The 19,771-nt window shown below is 69.3% G+C and carries 19 protein-coding genes; 18 read left to right on the top strand and 1 reads right to left on the bottom strand.

What is annotated here, in order from left to right; genetic code table 11:
• Position 1 precedes the first annotated feature (1 nt).
• The 17 genes from IBL25_RS08230 to IBL25_RS08150 all read left to right on the top strand — a co-directional run bounded on the left by IBL25_RS08230 (position 2) and on the right by IBL25_RS08150 (position 17,461).
• Complete coding sequence (locus IBL25_RS08230; RefSeq protein ID WP_187778071.1) at positions 2 to 1,201, top strand: ABC transporter substrate-binding protein; 1,200 nt, start codon at positions 2 to 4, stop codon at positions 1,199 to 1,201.
• Positions 1,201 to 2,067: a branched-chain amino acid ABC transporter permease gene (locus IBL25_RS08225; RefSeq protein WP_187778070.1), complete on the top strand. Its 867-nt coding sequence runs from the start codon at positions 1,201 to 1,203 to the stop codon at positions 2,065 to 2,067. The genes IBL25_RS08230 and IBL25_RS08225 overlap by 1 nt, the downstream gene beginning before the upstream one ends.
• Positions 2,064 to 2,963 carry a branched-chain amino acid ABC transporter permease gene (locus IBL25_RS08220; RefSeq protein WP_187778069.1) on the top strand — a complete coding sequence of 300 codons (900 nt, stop codon included), beginning with the start codon at positions 2,064 to 2,066 and terminating at the stop codon, positions 2,961 to 2,963. Before IBL25_RS08225 ends, IBL25_RS08220 begins: the two co-directional genes overlap by 4 nt.
• Positions 2,960 to 3,454 carry a GAF domain-containing protein gene (locus IBL25_RS08215; RefSeq protein ID WP_202986719.1) on the top strand — a complete coding sequence of 165 codons (495 nt, stop codon included), beginning with the start codon at positions 2,960 to 2,962 and terminating at the stop codon, positions 3,452 to 3,454. The genes IBL25_RS08220 and IBL25_RS08215 overlap by 4 nt, the downstream gene beginning before the upstream one ends.
• A gap of 3 nt (positions 3,455 to 3,457) precedes the next feature.
• Positions 3,458 to 4,696 carry a metal-dependent hydrolase family protein gene (locus tag IBL25_RS08210; RefSeq protein ID WP_187778068.1) on the top strand — a complete coding sequence of 413 codons (1,239 nt, stop codon included), beginning with the start codon at positions 3,458 to 3,460 and terminating at the stop codon, positions 4,694 to 4,696.
• Between the two features lie 13 nt (positions 4,697 to 4,709).
• Positions 4,710 to 5,432, top strand: a complete 723-nt coding sequence (locus IBL25_RS08205) for a haloacid dehalogenase type II (protein ID WP_187778067.1) — start codon at positions 4,710 to 4,712, stop codon at positions 5,430 to 5,432.
• A gap of 15 nt (positions 5,433 to 5,447) precedes the next feature.
• Positions 5,448 to 6,257: an ABC transporter permease gene (locus IBL25_RS08200; protein WP_187778066.1), complete on the top strand. Its 810-nt coding sequence runs from the start codon at positions 5,448 to 5,450 to the stop codon at positions 6,255 to 6,257.
• Between the two features lie 19 nt (positions 6,258 to 6,276).
• A complete protein-coding gene (locus IBL25_RS08195; RefSeq protein ID WP_187778065.1) occupies positions 6,277 to 7,338 on the top strand; it encodes an ABC transporter ATP-binding protein in 1,062 nt (353 codons plus the stop codon).
• Between the two features lie 3 nt (positions 7,339 to 7,341).
• On the top strand, positions 7,342 to 8,376 hold the full coding sequence (locus tag IBL25_RS08190) for an extracellular solute-binding protein (protein ID WP_194433648.1): 1,035 nt from the start codon (positions 7,342 to 7,344) through the stop codon (positions 8,374 to 8,376).
• 4 nt (positions 8,377 to 8,380) lie between these two features.
• Positions 8,381 to 9,208 carry an ABC transporter permease gene (locus IBL25_RS08185; protein WP_187778064.1) on the top strand — a complete coding sequence of 276 codons (828 nt, stop codon included), beginning with the start codon at positions 8,381 to 8,383 and terminating at the stop codon, positions 9,206 to 9,208.
• Between the two features lie 14 nt (positions 9,209 to 9,222).
• Positions 9,223 to 10,824 (top strand): amidohydrolase family protein, encoded by a 1,602-nt coding sequence (locus IBL25_RS08180; protein WP_187778063.1) that lies wholly within the window; start codon positions 9,223 to 9,225, stop codon positions 10,822 to 10,824.
• Positions 10,821 to 11,801, top strand: a complete 981-nt coding sequence (locus tag IBL25_RS08175; protein ID WP_187778062.1) for a CobW family GTP-binding protein — start codon at positions 10,821 to 10,823, stop codon at positions 11,799 to 11,801. Before IBL25_RS08180 ends, IBL25_RS08175 begins: the two co-directional genes overlap by 4 nt.
• 100 nt (positions 11,802 to 11,901) lie before the next feature.
• A complete protein-coding gene (locus tag IBL25_RS08170) occupies positions 11,902 to 12,339 on the top strand; it encodes a MarR family winged helix-turn-helix transcriptional regulator (RefSeq protein ID WP_187778061.1) in 438 nt (145 codons plus the stop codon).
• Between the two features lie 136 nt (positions 12,340 to 12,475).
• Complete coding sequence (locus tag IBL25_RS08165; protein WP_187778060.1) at positions 12,476 to 14,410, top strand: FAD-binding monooxygenase; 1,935 nt, start codon at positions 12,476 to 12,478, stop codon at positions 14,408 to 14,410.
• Between the two features lie 144 nt (positions 14,411 to 14,554).
• Positions 14,555 to 15,274 carry a class II aldolase/adducin family protein gene (locus IBL25_RS08160; protein WP_187778059.1) on the top strand — a complete coding sequence of 240 codons (720 nt, stop codon included), beginning with the start codon at positions 14,555 to 14,557 and terminating at the stop codon, positions 15,272 to 15,274.
• Between the two features lie 29 nt (positions 15,275 to 15,303).
• On the top strand, positions 15,304 to 16,266 hold the full coding sequence (locus IBL25_RS08155) for a Bug family tripartite tricarboxylate transporter substrate binding protein (RefSeq protein ID WP_187778058.1): 963 nt from the start codon (positions 15,304 to 15,306) through the stop codon (positions 16,264 to 16,266).
• A 178-nt stretch (positions 16,267 to 16,444) separates the two neighbouring features.
• The gene (locus IBL25_RS08150) at positions 16,445 to 17,461 is read left to right on the top strand and encodes a Bug family tripartite tricarboxylate transporter substrate binding protein (protein WP_187778057.1); all 1,017 of its coding nucleotides are present in this window, start codon (positions 16,445 to 16,447) and stop codon (positions 17,459 to 17,461) included.
• A 2-nt stretch (positions 17,462 to 17,463) separates the two neighbouring features.
• Here IBL25_RS08150 and IBL25_RS08145 read toward each other — a convergent pair whose 3' ends face one another.
• Positions 17,464 to 18,411, bottom strand: a complete 948-nt coding sequence (locus IBL25_RS08145) for a LysR family transcriptional regulator (RefSeq protein WP_187778056.1) — start codon at positions 18,409 to 18,411, stop codon at positions 17,464 to 17,466.
• Between the two features lie 140 nt (positions 18,412 to 18,551).
• Here IBL25_RS08145 and IBL25_RS08140 point away from each other — a divergent pair.
• Positions 18,552 to 19,771, top strand: a 1,220-nt coding sequence (locus IBL25_RS08140) for a thiamine pyrophosphate-binding protein (protein WP_238940284.1), incomplete at its 3' end; no start/stop codon positions are given.

Below are 19,771 nucleotides of genomic sequence, written 5' to 3'. Positions count from 1 at the left end.
CATGACCGACCTGTCGCGCAGGCAGATCCTTGCCGCCGCCGCGCTTGCCACCGGCTCCCTGGCCATGCCGCGCATCCTGCGCGCGCAGGGGAGCGGCCCTATCAAGCTCGGCACGCTGACGCCGCTGACCGGCTCCGGCGGCTCCTACGGCCCCAGCATGGCGGAGGTGGTGAAGCGCGCCGCCGCCGAGATCAACGCCGCCGGTGGCGTGCTGGGCCGCCAGATCCAGGTCATCTCGGAAGACGACCAGACCAACCCGGAAGCCGGGCTGCGCGCCGCGCGCAAGCTGATCGATGTGGATGGCGTCTCGGCCATCATCGGCACCTGGGCTTCCTCGGTCACCACCGCCGTGGCGCCGGTCTGCTGGCAATCCGGCGTGTTCCTGGCCACCGTTTCCGGCGCGGATTCCATCACGCAACTGCCGCACCAGGGCTTCATCATCCGCACCCAGCCCAATACCAGCCTGCAGGGCACCAAGTTCGGCGAATTCGCGGTGGAGATGGGCGCCAAGACCGTCGCCTTCATGTCGCCGCAGACGCCTTTCACCGAGGCGCAGTTCAGGTTCATCACCGAGGCCGTGACCAAGGCCGGCGGCAAGACCTCTTCCCTGATCTATGACGACAAGAAGACCACGCTGCGCACCGAGGTGGACCAGGTGCTGCGCGGCCGGCCGGACGTGATCGTCATGGGCGGCTATACCAATGACACCGCCGTGCTGGTGCGCGACCTCTACCGCGCCAGCTTCCGCGGCAAGCTGATCGGCTTCGGCTATGCCGTGAACAAGCAGCTTGTGGATGCGCTGCCCGCCGATGTCAGCGAGGGCATCTATACCCTCTCGCCCTCCACCGCCGCCGGTTCCGGCGCCTATGGCCGCGTTGCCCGGCTGCTGGGCGTGGATGCGCCGGATACCTACAGCGCCCAGTGCTACGACCACCTCAGCCTGATCGCCATGGCGATGGCGGCGGGCAAGGGCACCACGGGCGCCGTCATCAAGGACAATCTCCGCAAGGTGGCCCAGGGTGGTGGGGAGCGCGTGGACAATGCGGTGGACGGGCTCAAGCTGATCGCCGCTGGCACCAAGGTGGATTACGACGGCGCTTCCGGCCCCTGCGACTTCACCGAGGTGGGCGACATCACCGATGCCAAGTTCCGCTACGAGCAGGTCAAGGCCGGCAAGGTCACGCTGCTGAAGATCGCCTGATGCCCGAGGCGCTTCTCCAGGCTCTCGTCAATGGCGTCATCTCGGGATCGCTGCTGGCGCTGCCGGCGCTGGGCTTCAGTGCCATCTTCGCCGTGCTGCGTTTCCCGAATTTCGCCATCGGCGCCCTGGCCACGGCCGGCGCCTATGGGGCCTGGGTGGTGAATGCACGGCTGGGCCTGCCCATCGCCGCCGGCGTCGCCGCCGCCTTCGTCGTGGCGGCGGTCCTGGGTGCCTTTCTGGAATATGCCGCGCTGGACAGGCTCGGCCGGGGCGGCGCGCTCATGAAGGCCATTGGCTCCCTCGCCCTGGCCATGGTGATCGAGAATGCGCTGCGCTTCGCCTTCGGCAATGACCTTCAGGCCTTCGACCTGCCGTTGGCGCGCGACGTGGCCTTCGGCCCCATCCGCATCGGGCCACAGCAGATCAACAACCTTCTGGTGGCGCTCGGTGTCATGGCGGCGCTCTGGGCCTTTCTGGCGCTGACGCCGCTGGGCCGCTCCATGCGCGCGGTGGCCGACAATCCGGACCTGGCGCGGCTGAAAGGCGTTGATCCCCGCCTCATCGCGCTGCTCACCGTGGCGCTTGGCGGCGGGCTCTGCGGCATCGGCGGCACGCTGATCGGGCTCGACACCTCCATCGACCCCATGACCGGCGGGCGCATCCTGCTCTCCGTCTTCGCCGCCGCCGTGCTGGGCGGGCTGGGCAGCATTCCCGGCGCCGTGGCGGGCGCCTTTGTCATCGGCATCGCCGAGGAACTCACCGTGCTGGCCCTCGCACCCTCCTATCGCCTCGCCGTCAGCTTCCTGGTCATCCTGGCCGTGCTGACCGTGCGGCCCGCCGGCCTGCTGGGCAGCCGCGCGGCATGATCACCTATCTCCTTTTCGCGCTGGTCGTGGGCTCCGTCTATGCGCTGCTGGCGCAGAGCCTGATGCTCTCCTGGGGGCTGGCGGGGCTGGTCAATCTCGGCCTCGCCGGCTTCTTCGCGCTGGGCGCCTATGCCTCGGCCATGAGCACGAGCTGGGCGCATGTGCCGGTCCCGGTTGGCCTCCTGCTCGCCGTGCTGGTGGCCAGCGGCGCCGGGCTGGTGGTCTGCTTCTCCACCCTGCGGCTGCGGGACGACTACCTGGCCATCGTCACCCTCGGCTTCGCGGAGGTCGTGCGCCTCGTCGCCTCCAACGAGGTCTGGCTGACCAATGGCACGGATGGTATCTCCGGCGTGCCCAGCTTCCTGCCGCGTGACACCGGCCTGTGGTTCCACCTGGGCACGCTGGCCGTCGCGCTGGTGGCCGTGGGCGCCGTCTATGGGCTGCAACGGCGCCTGCTGCATTCCCCCTGGGGCCGCAGCCTGCGCGCGGTGCGGGAGGATGAGACGGTGGCCGCCGTCGCCGGCAAGAACGTGGTGCGCTTCAAGGCCCAGGCCTTCTCGCTGGCCGCCGGCATCGCCGGGCTCGCGGGCGCCATCTATGGCCATTACACCAGCTACGTGGCGCCGGACCAGTTCCAGCCGCTGATCACCATCTACATCTTCCTCGCCGTCACCGCCGGCGGCAATGCGCGGCCGGCGGGCGCGGTGATCGGCGCCTATCTTCTCGTCGCCTTCCTGGAATCCACGCGCTTCCTCACGGAACTCGCCCCCGGCGTCTCCGCCCTGCAACAGGCGGCGCTGCGCGAGATCCTTGTCGGCCTCGGCCTGGTGCTCGTGCTGAGCCTGCGGCCCGACGGCCTCCTTCCCGAACGTCCGCAGAAAGCACCCGGCCGATGAACGACCGCCTTCTCCGAAGCCTGCTCTCCGTCACCGACGCCATCGCGCGGGACGCCGCGCCCGAGGCCGCCTTCCGCGCGGTGGAGGCCGCGACGCGCGAGCTGATCGGCCACAAGCTCTTCACCATCCTGGTGCGGCGCGAGGGCGGGGAGGAGGTGGAGCGCGTCTATTCCTCCAATCCCGAGGCCTATCCGGTGCAGGGCCGCAAGCGCATGGGCCCGACGCCCTGGGGCGCGCTGGTGCTGGAGCAGAAGCAGACCTTCCTGGGCCCGGACAGATCCGCCATCCGCTGGGCCTTCCCGGACCATGAACTGATCGAGAGCCTCGGCCTCGGCGCCGTCATCAATGTCACCGCCATCCGGGGCGGGGAGGTGCTGGGCACGCTCAACCTGCTGGATGCCGAGGGCGCCTATACGGTGCAGGAGCAGGTGGACATCGCCCGCGCCTTCACGCCCTTCCTGATCCCCGCCCTGTTGCAGAAGCGCGCCTGAACCATGAGCAGCATCCTCTTTCAGAACGCCGCCATCCTCGACGGCACCGCCGAGACCGCGCTGGTCGACCGCCACGTGCTGGTCGAGAACGGCACGATCCGCGAGGTCTCGGACCGCCCGATCACCGCTTCCTCCGCCCGGGTGGTGGACCTGCGCGGCCGCACGCTGATGCCGGGGCTGATCGACTGCCACGTGCATGTCATCGCCACCATGGCCAATCTCGGCGCCAATGCGGAACTGCCGAACACCCTGGTGGCGCTGCGCTCGGCGAAGATCATGCGCGAGATGCTGATGCGCGGCTTCACCACTGTCCGCGACCTCGGCGGCGCCGACCACGGGCTGGTCATGGCAATCGAGGAGGAACTGATCGAGGCGCCGCGCCTGGTGATCTGCGGCAAGGCGCTCTCCCAGACCGGCGGCCATACCGACTACCGCGGCCGCTTCCATCACCGGGACGTGGATTATTACGGTGACCGGGCCGGTGCCATGGGCCGCGTGGTGGATGGCGTGGATGCCGTGCGCCGCGTGGCGCGGGAAGAGATCAAGGCCGGCGCACAGTTCATCAAGATCATGGCCAATGGCGGTGTCTCCTCGCCCACCGATCCCATCGCCTTCCTCGGTTTCTCCGATGACGAGGTGCGCGCGGCGGTGGAGGAGGCACGCAATGCCCGCACCTATGTCGCCGCGCATCTCTACACGGATGAAGCCATCCGCCGCGCGGTGGAATGCGGCGTGCTTTCTGTCGAGCACGGCAACCTCATCACGCCCGAGACGGCGCGGCTGGTGAAGGAGAAGGGGGCCTTTGTCGTTCCCACCAATGTCACCTTCGATGCCCTGGCCAAGGAAGGTGCCTCCCTCGGCCTGCCGCCGCCCTCCATCGCCAAGATCGAGGATGTGCGGGCGCAGGGCATGGAGGCGCTGAAGATCCTGCACGAGGCCGGCGTGATGATGGCCTATGGCTCCGACCTGCTGGGGGAGATGCACCGCCACCAGTCGGATGAATTCACCCTGCGCGGCCAGGTGCTGCCGGCTATCGAGGTCATCCGCTCCGCCACGATCCATGCCGCACGGGTGGTGCAGCAGGAGGGGAAGCTCGGCATCATCGCCCCTGGCGCCCATGCCGACCTGATCGTGGTGGATGGCGACCCGCTGGCCGATCTCTCCCTCCTCACCGGCCAGGGGCGGCATATGCCGGCCATCATGAAGGCCGGCCACTTCGTCAAGAACCTGCTGGATAACTGAAGGACAAGCCGCCATGCGCCTGAGCGACTACAAGGTCCTGACCTTCGACTGCTACGGCACGCTGATCGACTGGGAAAGCGGCATGTTCGCCGCGCTGCGCCCGCTGACGCAACGGGTGGAGCGCCCGCTGAGCCGCAACGAGATCCTGCAGGCCCATGCGCAACATGAATCCGCGCAGCAGGCGCAGACGCCGGCCAAGCCCTACGACCAGTTGCTGGCCATCGTCTATAAGCGGCTGGCTGAGCAATGGGGTGTGGTGGCCAGCCATGAGGAATGCCTGGCCTATGGCCGCTCCGTCCGCGCCTGGCCGGCCTTTCCGGATTCGATGGAGGCCTTGCGCTACCTCAAGCGTTTCTACAAGCTGGTGATCCTGTCCAATGTGGACAACGCCACCTTCGCCATGAGCAATGCGCGCCTCGGCGTGGATTTCGACGCGGTGGTGACGGCGGAGGATGCCGGTTCCTACAAGCCGAGCCTCGCCAATTTCCATTACATGCTGGACCGGCTTTCCAGCATGGGCATCACGAAGGGCGATATCCTGCACACGGCCGAAAGCCTCTTCCACGACCACAAGCCGGCCAATGAGATGGGCCTCGCTTCCTGCTGGATTCATCGGCGCCATGGCGATGAAGGCTTCGGCGCCACCATGGACCCCGGCTCGCGCCCCAGATACGATTTCCGCTTTACCAGCATGGCCGAGATGGCGAAAGCTCACGCCGAGGAACAGCGTGGCTGAAAGGACGATGGTTTCTTGACCCTGCCATCCCCCGGCCGCATCGCCTTCGGCGCCCTGGTCGCCGCCGCCTTCACCCTCATCCTCGCGCCCGTCGCGATGGTGATGGTGATCAGCGTCTTCCGCCAGGAGATCGTCTCCTTTCCGCCTTCCGGCTTCACGCTCGGCTGGTATGTCAATGCCTGGGCGCGGCAGGAATTCGCGCGCGGCTTGGTCACCAGCGCACAGGTGGCGCTGATGGCGACGCTGATTGGCGTGCCGCTCGGCACCGCCGCCGCCTATGCGCTGGTGCGCGGCCAGCCGCGCGGCGCCGGCGCGCTGAACACGCTGCTGCTGGGGCCGCTGGCCGTGCCCGGCGTGGTGGCGGGCACGGCGCTGTACATGTTCTACCTGCGCGCGGAATTCTGGCTGGACCGCGACATCACCTCCACCCTGGAAGGGCTGGTGGCGGCGCATGTGCTGCTGACCATTCCCTGGACGGTGCGGCTGGTGACCGCCAGCCTGCAGGGCATGGACCAGTCGGCCGAGGAAGCCGCCGCCAATCTCGGCGCGCGTCCCTTCACCGTCTTCCGCCGCGTGACGCTGCCGGCCATGCGGCCCGGCATCATCGCGGCCTGCCTGTTCTCCTTTATCCAAAGCTTCGAGAACCTGGAACTGAGCCTGCTGCTGGTGGGCCCCGGCCGCACCACGCTGCCGGTGGCCATGCTCAACTACCTCGAATTCCGCGTGGACCCGACGCTGGCCGCCGTGGCCACCGTCCAGATCCTCATCGTCGCCGTGCTGATGCTGGTCACCGACCGCTTCGTATCCATCGCGAGAACTGTCTGATGCCGGGAGCCAGTGCCTGATGGGCAGCCTTCTTCTTGATGCCCTGAGCAAGCGCTACGGCGCCTCCATGGCGGTGGAGCGCGTGGACCTCGATGTGCGGCAGGGTGAGATGGTGGCGCTGCTCGGCCCCTCCGGCTGCGGCAAGACCACCACGCTGCGCATGGTGGCGGGCTTCGTGCCGCCCAGCGGCGGGCGGGTGGTGATCGGCGGCAAGGACGTGACGCGGGCGCCGCCGCATGCGCGCGACACCGGCATGGTCTTCCAGTCCTATGCGCTGTTTCCGCATATGACGGTGGGGCAGAATGTCGCCTTCGGGCTGGAGATGCGCCGCGTCAACCGCGCCGACCGCGAGGCCCGCGCGCGCGAGGCCCTGCGCATGGTGCGGCTCGAGGGGCTGGAGGACCGGCTGCCCCGCCAGCTCTCAGGCGGCCAGCAGCAGCGCGTGGCGCTGGCCCGCGCCCTGGTGGTAAAGCCCGCCGTCTTTCTGCTGGACGAGCCGCTCTCCAACCTCGATGCCAAGCTGCGCGGGGAGGTGCGGATGGAGATCCGGGCCCTGCAACAGCGCCTGGGCCTGACCACCCTGATCGTCACGCATGACCAGGAGGAGGCGCTGACCATGGCCGACCGTCTGGTGGTGATGGAGCGCGGCCGGGTGCGGCAGGTCGGCACGGCGGAGGAGCTTTACGAACAGCCGGCGGACCCCTTCGTCGCCGGCTTCGTCGGCCGCTGCAACCTTGTGGAGGGACGGGTGGAGGGGCCGGGCCGCTTCCGCGCCCGCAGCGGTGCCCTGCTGCCCTGCGCGGCGGCTGCCACCCCGACCGGCGATGCCATCCTGGCCCTGCGGCCGGAACATGTCGCCATCGCCCCCGAGGGGCCCGCCCGCCTGCATGCCGTCACCTATCTCGGCCCGCAAACGGAGTATCATGCGGAGCTGGAGGGCACGCCGCTGGTCGCCATCCGCCCGACGCCCGGCCCCGCCGACCCGCTGCGCCGCCTTTCGCCTGGGGATGCCGTGAGCCTCACCTGGGACATCGCCACCGCCCGGCTGCTGCCGGCCACGCCGAACGACAAAGGAGCCTGACACATGATCATCTCCCGACGCGCTACCCTGTCCGGCGCCGCCATCGCCGCCGCTGCCGCCGGCCTTCCCGGCCTCGCCCGCGCCCAGTCCAAACAGGCCGTGGTCGGCACCTGGGGTGGGGATTACGGCGAGCTGCTGCGGCAGAACATTGACGTGCCGCTGATGCAGCCGCAGGGCATCGAGATCCTGCAGGATGTCGCCAATGCCGACCCGCGCAAGACCAAGATGCTGGCGGAGCGTCAGGCGCGGCGCGGCACCATGGACGTGTCCTGCCTTTCCGACACCGACATGCACATGATGGCGGCGCAGAACACGCTGGACACGCTGGAGACCGGCCGCCTGAAGCGGGCGGAGAGCATCGTGCAGGCGCTGCGCAAGCCCTATGCCATCCCGCATATCTATTCGGCGCTGGTGCTGCTCTACAATCCGGACAAGGTGACCACGCCGCCCACATCCTTCGCCGATATGTGGGACCCGAAGTATCGCGGCCGCGTCGGCTTCTCGGACATCCTCTATTCCACCAATACCTTCGCCGCCGCGATGGCCGGCGGCGGCGGCTTCAGCGACTACAGGCCCGCCCAGGCCAAGCTGATGGAGCTGCGCTCCCTCGATGCCAAGGTCTATCCCTCCAACGAGGCGCTGGCCGCCGCGCTGAAGGGCGAGGAAGTCTGGATCACGCCCATGTGGCTGGCGCGTGGCTTCATGTGGCAGAAGGCCGGCATCCCGCTGCGCCATGCGGTGCCGAAGGAAGGCGCCTATGCCATTGTCTTCGAGGCCGGCATCCCGAAGAACAGCCGCAACAAGGACCAGGCCTACGCCTATCTCGACGCCATGTTGCAGCCGCAGGCGCAGACCGCCTTCGCCGACCGCATGGGCTACCTGCCCACCGTGGCGGATGCCTCCCTGCCGCCGGAGATCGCGAAGCAGATCAGCCTGACGGAAGCGGAGCAGGCGCGGCTGCGGGCGCCCGACTACGACTACCTGCTGCGCGCCCATGGCGAGATCCTGGATTTCTGGAACAAGCAGTTCAAGGCTTAAGGCTTTGGCCGCGCTGGTCCTTCCTGCTGGAATCCTCGTGGTGCTGCTGCTGGTGGCGCCGATGCTGCTGTTGTTCCGCATCTCGCTGAACCAGTTCAGCCCCACCGAGATGATGGTGGAGGCAACCACCGCGGCCAATTACCTGCAGGCGGTGCGGGACCCATATTACCGGCAGGTGCTGCTGACCACCCTGGCCGTGGCGACGGGCAGCACGCTGCTCACCCTCGGCCTGGGCTTTCCCGCCGCCTATTGGCTGGCGCGGATGCAGGGGCGGGCGAAGAGCATCTTCACCATCCTCACCATCTTTCCGCTGCTGGTGGGCAATGTGGTGCGCGCGGCCGGCTGGCTGGCGCTGCTGGGCAATGGCGGGGCCATCAATGCGGCGCTGCTGGGCCTCGGCATCATCGCGGCACCCCTGCCGCTGCTCTACAACACCGGCGCCGTGGTGGCGGGCATCGTCGCGGTGGTGCTGCCCTATATGATCCTGACCCTCTCGGCGGTGATCGAGGGCATTCCGCGCCAGGCGGAGGAAGCGGCCTCCAACCTCGGTGCAAAGCCGCTCACCGTCTTCCGCCGCGTGGTGCTGCCGCTGGCGCTGCCGGGCGTGGTGGCGGGCTGCGTGCTGGTCTTCGTGCTCTGCATGAACACCTATGCCAGCGCCGTGCTGCTGGGCGGGCCACAGTTCAAGATGATGGCCCCCGCTGTCTACGACCAGTTCGTGCGCGGCAACAACTGGCCCTTCGGCGCCGCGCTGGCCTTCATCCTGCTCGGCTTCACGCTGGTGCTGACCGTGCTCGGCAGCGCTGTGCTGGGCCGCCGCTACCGTCGTTAAGGGAAGGAAACACCATGTCTGACAAGAGCGCGGCGGAAGCGCCGAAAGTCGGCACCGAGATCACGGCCAAGAATGCCAAGCTCGGCATGCCGCCGGTGCCCGCCGCCACGGGGCGCGACCGCGGCACCGGCCCCTACCGCCGCCTGGTGCTGCGCGGCGCCACGGTGATCGACGGCACCGGCGCGCCGCCCTGGGGCCCGGCCGATATCGTGGTGGAGGGCGACCGCATCACCGCCATCACGCCGGTCGGCACGCCGGGCAAGCCCATCAACCCTTCCCGCCGCCCGCCCGCCGGGGACCATGAGATCGACTGCCACGGCAAGTTCGTCACGCCCGGGCTGATCGACTGCCACACCCATATCGGCGTGCCCTATCACGCGTTGCATGGCGATGTCGCGCCGGCGGATTACGTCTACAAGCTCTGGCTGGCCCATGGCGTCACCACGGTGCGGGAGATGGGCTGCTTCAGCGGGCTGGACTGGGTGGTGGAGCAGCGGGAAGCCTCGGCGGCCAATCGCATCGCCGCGCCGCGCATCCTGGCGCATCCCTATTTTCCCGCCGTCAACGACATGCTCAAGACCATCCACACGCCGGAGGAGGCGCGGGACTGGCTGCGCCGCGCCAAGGATGCCGGCGCGGATGGCGTGAAGTTCTTCGGCGCGCCCCCCGCCATCATGCGCGCGGCGCTGGAGGAATGCGGCAGGCTCGGCCTGCGCTCCGGCTGCCACCACGCGCAGCAGGCGGTGACGCGCATGAACGCGCTGACCACGGCGCAATGGGGCCTGACCAGCGCGGAGCATTACTACGGCCTGCCGGAAGCGCTCTACGACGACCGCGTGGTGCAGAACTACCCCCCCGGCTACAATTACAACGACGAGTATTTCCGCTTCTCCTCCGCCGGGCAGACCTTTCTGCAGGCCGCCGAGCCCGGCAGCGCCAAGTGGAACGAGGTGCTGGAGAAGTTCCTGGAGATCGGCTTCACCTTCGTCCCGACCATGACGATCTACGACGCCAACCGCGACCTGATGCGCTTCCGGCGCGCGGATTGGCACGACGATTTCACCTGGCCCAGCATGTGGCGCTATTTCCAGCCCGCGCGCGGAGGCCATGGCGCCTATTGGTACCGCTGGTCCGTCACCAACGAGGTGGAATGGAAGGCGCATTACCGGCTCTGGATGCAGTTCCTCAACGCCTACAAGAACCGGGGCGGCCGCGTCTGCACCGGCAGCGATTCCGGCTTCATCTTCCAGATCTTCGGCTACGGCTTCATCCGGGAACTGGAGCTGTTGCAGGAAGCCGGCTTCAACGCGCTGGAGGTGCTGCGCTCCGCCTCCATCCTCGGCGCCGAGCTTCTGGGCATCGATGGCGAGACCGGCAGCATCGAGGTCGGCAAGCTGGCGGACCTGCTGGTGCTGGACGAGAACCCGCTGGAGGACTGGAAGCTGCTCTACGGCACCGGCGCGCTGCGGCTGAACGACGAGACCGGCCAGGCCGAATGGCGCCGCGCGCTGCGCCACACCATCCGCGCCGGGCTGGTTTTCGATGTCGAGGAACTGCTGGCCGATATCCGCGCCATGGTGGCGGCGCAGAAGGAGCGGGAGGCGGCGGCGCCATGACCGCGCGCACCGAGTTCATCCTGCTCGCCGGCTTCCTGGGCAGCGGCAAGACCTCGCTGCTGGTGGACTGGCTCGCCCTGCCGGAAGCCGCGCAAACCGCCGTCATCGTCAACGAGGCGGGCGAGATCGACGTGGATGGCGCCATCATCGCGGAAAGCGGCACCATCCCCATGGCCATGCTGGCCAATGGCTGTGTCTGCTGCTCCCTGACCAATGACCTCGTCTTCACCATCCGCGCCCTGGTGGAGGAACGCGAGAAGGCCGGCCTGCCGCCCTTCCGCCGCATCGTGCTGGAAGGCTCGGGCCTGTCGCGCCCGGGGCCGATCCTGCGCTCCCTGGCGCCGCTGGCGCCGCTCAACCTCGCGGTGCGGGTCGTCACCACCTGCGATGCCAGCCAGGCGGCGGAGCAGGCGCGGCACTTCGACGAGGTGGCCAGCCAGCTCGCCGCCGCCAGCACCATTGTCATCACCAAGCCGGACCTCGCCGGGACCGGCGCGGCCGAGGCGCTGGCCGGCGCCATCAATCCCCTCGCCACCCTGGTGCTGGAGCAGGACCGCGCGGCCCGCGCCCGCGCCGCCTTCGCCCCCGCGCCCCCAGCCGCCCTGCCAGCGGGCCCCATGGCGCCGGAGCGGGCGCATCCCCGCGTCTCCGTGCTGCGCGTTGCCTTCGCTCCGGAAGCCGGTTGGGAAGACCGGCTGGACTGGATGGAGGACCTCGCCGCCTTCTGTGGCGACCGCCTGCTGCGGGTGAAGGGCTTTATCCGGCATCCCGGAACGGGCGCCACCCTGCTGGTCCAGGCTGTCGGCACCCTCTTCAGCCCCCCCGCGCCGATGAGCGGCGGCCAGGACCTGCCGGAAGCGCTGGTCGTGATCGCCCGGGACCTCTCGGCGCAGGACCTCCGCGTGGTCAATCCCGCTGCGCCAGTCCTGGTCGCCCCCTATCGCCCCGGCAAGGCACTGACCTGCGTGCCGGGCTGAGCACAGCCTCCAGGGGGCAGGGCGCGCCGCCACGGTTTCCCTCCTGACGCCATCTGTTCTAGAGGCTCTGCTCGCCCGCCCCCTCGCTGTGGAACGCCTGATGTCCGTCGATGCCATGCATGAGATGCCCGGCCACCTGATCCGCCGGGCGCACCAGATCTCGGGCGCCGTCTTCGCCGCGAACCTTGCCGGCTTCGACCTCACCTCGGTGCAATATGCGGCGATGGAGGCCATTGCCTCCCAGCCCGGCATCGACGCCACCCGCCTTTCAGACCTGATCGCCTTCGACAAGGCCACGCTGGGCGGGGTGCTGGACCGGCTGGAGGCCAAGAAGCTCATCGCGCGCCAGCCTTCCCGCCAGGACCGGCGGGTGAAGAGCGTGACCCTGACCGGGGCCGGGAAGGCGCTGCTGGAAAGCGTCACCCCGCGCGTGGTGGCCGCGCAGGTGGAAATGATGCGCCCCCTTTCGGCGACCGAGCAGGCGCAGTTCGTCGCCCTGCTCAAGAAATTCGTGGGCCGTGCTTCTCCGGAAGATTGACCGTATACATACTTTATGTATTCATCCTGTTGCGCGGAGAGCAAGCGCGCAGGAGGATGATGTGCCGCCCGCCGATACCCTGGCCGCATCCGGCGCCGCTCGCCCTCCGCCATGACGGCTGTGCAGGGAGACGAGCATGCAGTTCCACCTCGATGGCTTCCGCGCCGGGGACCCGGAAATGTCGCCGGCCGAGGCGCCGGCTTCCGCCGCCGCGCTCACGCCCCTGCCGGAGGCCACGGATGTCCTGATCGTCGGCTGCGGCCCGGCCGGGCTGACGCTGGCGGCGCAGCTCTCCGCTTTCCCCGATATCTCGACGCGCATTGTGGAACAGAAGCCGGGGCCGCTGATGCTGGGCCAGGCCGATGGCATCGCCTGCCGCACCATGGAGATGTTCAACGCCTTCGGCTTCGTCGAGCGGGTGATGCGCGAAGCCTATTGGGTGAACGAGACGGTCTTCTGGAAGCCGGACGACACCGCCCGCGCCGCCATCCGCCGCAGCGGCCGCATCCAGGATGTGGAGGACGGGCTCTCGGAATTTCCGCATGTCATCCTCAACCAGGCACGGGTGCATGACTTCTACCTGGATGTGATGCGGCGCGGCGCGGCGCCAGTCTTGCCGGATTACCAGCGCCGCCTGATCGGGCTGGAGGTGGCGCCCGCTGGGCAGGCGGATTCCCACCCCGTCACCCTGCGCTTCGAGCGCCTGGATGCCGGCCATGAAGGCGAGGTGGAGACCATCCGCGCCCGCTACGTGGTGGGCTGCGACGGCGCCCGCAGCGCCGTGCGCAACGCGCTGGGCGTCGCGCTGAAGGGCGATTCCGCCAATCAGGCCTGGGGTGTGATGGATGTGCTCGCCGTCAGCGACTTCCCCGATCTGCGGCTGAAGTCGGTGATCCATTCCGCCCATGAAGGCAATATGCTGATCATCCCGCGCGAGGGCGGCTATCTCGCGCGCTTCTATATCGAGCTGGACAAGCTGAACGAGAATGAGCGTGTCGCCAGCCGCAAGATCGACGTCCAGCACCTGATCGCCGCCGCGCAGCGCATCCTGCGGCCTTATACGCTGGAGGTGAAGGAAGTGGCTTGGTGGTCGGTCTATGAGATCGGCCAGCGCATGTGCGACCGCTTCGACGATGTGCCCGAGGAGCGGGCGGGCGGGCAGGTGCCGCGCGTCTTCATCGCCGGCGATGCCTGCCATACCCATAGCCCCAAGGCTGGCCAGGGCATGAACGTGTCCATGCAGGACAGTTTCAACCTGGGCTGGAAGCTGGCCGCCGTGCTGCGCGGGCAGGCCGCGCCCGCACTGCTCGCCACCTATTCCGCCGAGCGCCATGCCATAGCCGCCGAGCTGATCGCCTTCGACCGCAAGCTGGCGGAGATGTTCTCCGCCCCGCCCAAGGACCCCAACGACCCGAACAGCGAAGGCGTCGATCCGGCGGAATTCCAGAAGTACTTCATCCAGCAGGGGCGTTTCACCGCCGGCACGGCCATGCGCTACACGCCCTCGTTGATCACGGGCGAGGGGACGCACCAGCATCTGGCGGAAGGCTTCACCATCGGCATGCGCTTCCATTCCGCGCCGGTGATCCGGCTGGCGGATGCCAAGCCGATGCATCTCGGCCATGCAATCAAGGCCGATGGCCGCTGGCGCCTCTTTGCCTTCGCCGCGGCGGAGGACCCGGCGGACCCGACTTCTCGCCTCCAGGCCCTCTGCCGCTTCCTGGAGCAGGATGCCGCCTCGCCGCTGCGGCGCCACACGCCGGCCGGCGCGGATATCGATGCGGTGATCGACCTGCGCGCCGTGCTGCAGCAGCCGCACCGCGATATCGACTACGGCGCCATGCCCGCCCTGCTGCGCCCGGCCAAGGGGCGCCACGGCCTGACGGATTACGAGAAGATCTTCTGCCCGGACCTGAAGAACGGTCCGAATATCTTCGCGCTTCGCGGCATCGACCGCGCGCGTGGATGCGTGGTGATTGTGCGGCCGGACCAGCATGTGGCGCATGTCCTGCCGCTGGACGACCACGCGGGGCTCGCGGAGTTCTTTGCCAGGTTCATGCTGGATGCCTGAGGCGCCTTCCATGACCTGACACAATCAGAACGATGACGTAAGGTCATTGACCCTTCGCCGGGCCGGTGCATACGATCTTCGCAAAACACAGGAGGAATTGTTCATGAAGCGCCGTTCGACCTATGCGGATCAAGGGCCGGCTGCATGACGCGCGACCTGCACGCGCTGCTCGGCGATCTGGTGATCGCCAACCGCATCCTGGCGCATGAAGGCGTGCTCGATGACTTCGGCCATGTGGCCGTGCGGCACCCGGAGCGGCCGGACCGCTTCTTTGTCTCTCGCTCCCGCTCGCCGGAGCTGGTCAGCCGCGACGACCTGCTGGAATTCACCCTCGACGGCGTGCCGGTCGATCCGAAAGGGCTGAGGCCCTATCTGGAAAGTGTGCTGCACGCCCGCATCTTCGCCGCGCGTCCGGATGTGCAGGCCACGGTGCATCACCACTGCCCGGCGGTGCTGCCCTATACGGTGGTGGATGTGCCGCTGCGTCCGGTCTTCCACATGGCCTCCGTTCTCGGTGGCCCGGTGCCGGTCTGGGACAGCCGCGACGAATTCGGCGACACCAATATGCTGATCGACGATGTGCCGCGCGCCGACAGCCTCGCCCGGGCGCTGGGCGATGGCACCTCCGTGCTGCTGCGGAACCATGGCGCCAGCTGCGCCGCCTATTCCCTGCCTGCCGTTGTCTTTGTCTGCGTCCGCATGAAGGACAATGCCGAGCTGCAGACGCGCGCCATGGCCATGGGCACGCCGCGCTACCTGACGGAAGGCGAGACGCGCCTGACCTCCGAGATGCTGATGGGAGAGCGCCCTCTGGACCGGGCCTGGGCCTATTGGCGGGCGCGCGCCGGCTTCTCCGGAATCTGAACCAGAAAAAGAACCAGGGATGAACGTCCATGCTCCTTCAACGCCGGGCTCTCGGCGCAGCGGCGCTGCTGCTGGGCCTTCCGGGCGTGGCGCGCGCGCAGCGCCGCCTTGTCCGCCTCATCGTCCCGGCCGCGCCGGGCGGTGCCATCGACGTGCTCGGCCGCATCTATGCCACCAAGCTGGCCGAGGCACTGCAACAGACCTGGGTTGTTGAGAACCGCTCCGGCGCCAGCAACACGCTGGGCGCCGCCGAGGTCGCCCGCACGGCGCCGGATGGGCAGACGTTGCTGGTGAATGCCGATATTCACCTGATGGCGCGCCGGGTGATGCGGAACGTGCCCTATGACCCCGTCGCCGATTTCACGCCGGTCGCGCGCATCGCCGTGGCGCCGATGGTGCTGGTGGGCCATCCGCGCCAGACGCCGGAAGGTGGGGTCGCCGCGCTGGTCGCGGCCATGCGGGCGCAGCCGGACAAGTTCACCTTCGCCAATTCCGCCCTGGGCTCCATGGGGCACCTGGCGACGGAAAGCTTCAAGCGCGAGGCCGGGGTGGAGGCGCTGGTGGTGTCCTATCGCGGCACGGCGCCGGCGCTGACGGATGTGGTCTCCGGCAATGCCACGCTGATGGTGGCGCCGCTGGGCTCGGCGCTGGCGCAGATCGAGGGCGGGCAGTTGCGCGCCTTCGCCATCATGGGGCCGCAGCGCTCGGCCCGCGCGCCGCAGATCCCGACCATCGCGGAACAGGGCATGCCGGGGCTGGACTTCACCCTGTGGTATGCGCTCTGGGCACCGAAGGGATTGCCGGAAGCGGAGGCAGAGCGCCTGAACGCCGCCGTGCAGGCCCTCTCGCGCGACCCCGAGATCCGCGCGCGTGTCGCCGACCAATCCGCCGAGCCGGTGGCCGAGGACCGCGCGGCCTTCGCGCGCTTCATCCAGGCCGAGTACGAGCGCAACGGCCGCATTGCCCAGCTTGCCGGGATCGAGCCGGAGTAAGGCGCTTCCCGCCACCAGGGCGCCAGCCGGATGGCGGCTGGCGCCCTGCCACCCGCACGCGAGCCAGCACGGGCGCAGGCGATCAGCCAGACAGGAACGGTTTAGCAGCACCCGGCGCGGCGGGGTTAGCATGACGCTGGCAGAACACGCGGAACCGCGACCGCCAAGGAAACGAGCCATGACCGATACGCCGCCCCCTGACGCGCGCGCCGAGAAACCCGCCATCCTGCGCCGCCGCGCCCTGCTCACCGGTGCCGTGCTGGCGCCGCTGGCCATGCCGGGCCTGATCTCCGCCAGCCAGGCGCAGGGCTCGGGCAGCATCCGCCTGATTGTGCCCTTCGCGCCGGGCGGTGCCACCGACAGTTCCGCCCGCGCCATGAGCGACAGGCTTTCCGCCGTGCTGGGCCGTTCCATCGTGGTGGAGAACCGCTCGGGCGGCGGCGGCTCCATCGGTGCCGCGGCGGCGGCGCAGGCGCGGCCGGACGGCAATACGCTGCTGCTCGACACCATCGTGCATCTGGTCAATCCGCTGGTGCTGCGCGGCCTGCCGCTGGATTACCGCACCGCCTTCACGCCCATCTCGCAGGTGACGCGCATTCCCCTGGCGCTGGCGGTGAAGGCGGATTCCCCGGCGCGGGACCTGGCGGGCTTCGTGGCCATGGCCAAAGCGGCACCGGGCCAGATCAGCTGCGGCCATGCCGGCAATGCCACCGCCGCGCATCTGGCCAGTGCCCTGCTGCAACTCCGCGCCGGTATCCAGTTGAACGACACGCCCTATCGCGGCGGCGCCGAGGCGTCGCGGGACCTCGCTTCCGGCACGCTGGACGCGGTCTTCGTGGCGCTGCTCTCGGTGGCGCCGGTGGTGCAATCCGGCCGCGCCCGGATGCTGGCTGTGGCGAGCCCTACCCGCACCGCCCTGCAGCCGGATGTGCCGACGCTTTCTGAAACCTATCCGAATACCGCGCTGGATGAATGGACCGGGCTTTTCGCCCCCGCCGGCACGCCGCCCGATTTCGTGAACCGCGTGCAGGCCGCCCTGGCGGAGGTGTTGCGCGACCCCGAGGTGCTCTCCCGCCTCGCGCAGCTTGGGGCTGAGCCGATCGGCAGCACCCCGGCGGATTTCGCCCGCTTCCTGCAGGAAGGCCGGGTGGAGGCGGAAAAGCTGGTGCGGGAGGCGAAGATCGAACTCGGCTGAGGTCAGTCGATCCGCCAGGGCGCGGGGCTGGTCCTGGACAGCGCCGCCACCTCGGCCCGGATCAACCCGCGCAGCGCATGTTCCGCCCGCGTCAGCGGCCGCCCGCTGGAATAGGCCAGAAACACCACGCGCTCGATGGGCGGGTCGATGATGCGCGCCGCCGTCAGCAGCCCCGCGCGGATCTCGGGCAGGAAGGTGCCATAGGGCAGGATACCGGCGCAGCGGCCTTCCAGCAGCAGCGGCCGCATCATGGCCATCGCCGGCACCTCATAGGCCACGTTCAGCTCATGGCCGGCGGTCCTGGCCGCGTTCAGCAGGCGGCGGGCCAGCGGCTCGTTGGTCAGGCAGGGCAGGGCCAGGGGCATGGCCGTCAGTTCGCCCAGCCGCACCACGCCGCCCGGGCGCGCAGTGCCCCCTGCCGCCGGCCCGCGCTCGACCAGGTGCATGGCCTCGCGCGCCAGGGCCTCACCGCGCACGGCGCGGTGCGCCTCCGGCAGGTCGCGCAGCAGGGCAAGGTCGCAGGCGCCTTCCGCCACCCGCTCCACCAGCGGGTCGCTCAGCGCCTCGATCAGCGCGATGCGGACTTCCGGCAGGCTTTCCGCGGCATGGGAGAGCAGGTCGGCGCCCAGCAGGTTGCCGATGCTGGGGGTCGCGCCCAGCACCACCCGGCCGCGCGGCGTGGTGCCATTGCCCAGCTCGCGCATCGCCAGCCGCAGCCCGTCGAATTCCTGCAGAACGCTCTGCGCGCGGCGCAGCAATTCGCGCCCGGCCTCGGTAGGCGCGATGCCGCGTGAATGGCGGACCAGCAGGGCCACGCCGAATTCTGCTTCCAGCTTGCGGATGGCCAGGCCCAGCGCGGGCTGCGCCACGGACAGGCGCTCGGAGGCGCTGGTGAGGCTGGCGCATTCCACGGCCGCAACGAAGTAGCGCAATTGCCGGATATCGGCCAAGGTTTCGTTTCTCCCTATCCCAGACGCTACAGCCAGGGCGGGCGTCACGTAAACGAATGCTTGGGCTGCCAGACCGGATCGGTTCTGGTCTGCCGCCCTGTCCCTGCCACCCTGCCAGCAACACGGGAAGGAGGCGGGCCATGCCGCGCGACGAACAGATGCTGGACCGGGCCGAGGCGATGGACCGGCCGCTGCCACCGGCAGCCAGCGACAACCGCGCCTGGGGCAGCGACGCCATCGCCGATGTGCTGCGTGCGCTGGAGATTCCCTTCATCGCGCTCAACCCCGGCGCCAGCTATCGCGGGCTGCATGACAGCCTGGTCAACCGCCTGGGCAATACCGCGCCGCAGATGCTGGTCTGCCTGCACGAGGAACACGCGGTCGCGCTGGCGCATGGCTACTACAAGGCCAGCGGCCGCCCGATCGCTGCCGCGCTGCACAGCAATGTTGGCCTGATGCATGGCACCATGGCCATCTTCAACGCCTGGTGCGACCGCGTGCCGGTGCTGGTGATCGGCGCCACCGGGCCGGTGGACGCGGCGAAGCGGCGGCCCTGGATCGACTGGATCCATTCCGCGCAGGACCAGGGCGCGCTGGTGCGGCCCTATGTGAAATGGGACGCGCAGCCGGCCTCCGTGCCTGCGGCGCGGGAGGCGCTGCTGCGGGCGCAGCAGATCATGGACAGCGCGCCGCGCGGCCCTGTCTATGTCAATCTCGACGCCGCCTTGCAGGAAGCGCCGCTGGAGGCCCTGCCGCCGCCGCCGGACCCTGGCCGCTACGCCCCGCCGCCGCCACCCGCGCCCAACCCGGCGCTGCTGGCCCGGGCCGCCACGCTGCTGTCCGGCGCGCAGCGCCTAGTGATCCTGATGGGCCGCACCGGCCGCACGGAAGCCGAATGGGATGCGCGCGTGCACCTGGCCGAGCGCCTGGGCGCCCGCGTGGCGACCGACCTGAAATGCGGCGCCACCTTTCCCACCGACCATCCGCTGCATATCGGCGCCCCCGGCACCTTCGCCTCGCCCGCCTTGCAGGAGGCTCTGCGGGAGGCCGATGTGGTGCTGGCGCTGGACTGGATCGACCTGGGCGGCACGCTGCGCGCCGCCGGAGCCGAGAACAACGGGCCCAGGGTGGTGCAGGTCTCGCCTGACCAGCGCATCCACAATGGCTGGAGCTTCGACCACGGCGGCCTGCCGCCGGCCGACCTCTATTTCGACAATGAGCCGGATGTGGTGGTGGGCGGGCTGCTGAGCCTGCTGCCGGAGCGTGCCGCGCCAGGCACCGCCGCACCGGCCGGCGATGAGGCGCCGCCGCCGGTGGGGGAGGGGGCGCTGACCATTGCCGGCCTCGCCGCCTCCCTGCG

The sequence above is a fragment of the Pseudoroseomonas ludipueritiae genome (assembly GCF_014490445.1).
GTDB classification, from domain to species: domain Bacteria; phylum Pseudomonadota; class Alphaproteobacteria; order Acetobacterales; family Acetobacteraceae; genus Pseudoroseomonas; species Pseudoroseomonas ludipueritiae.
Note: the sequence above shows the minus strand (reverse complement) of the source record. Positions and strands in the feature narration are given on the sequence as shown.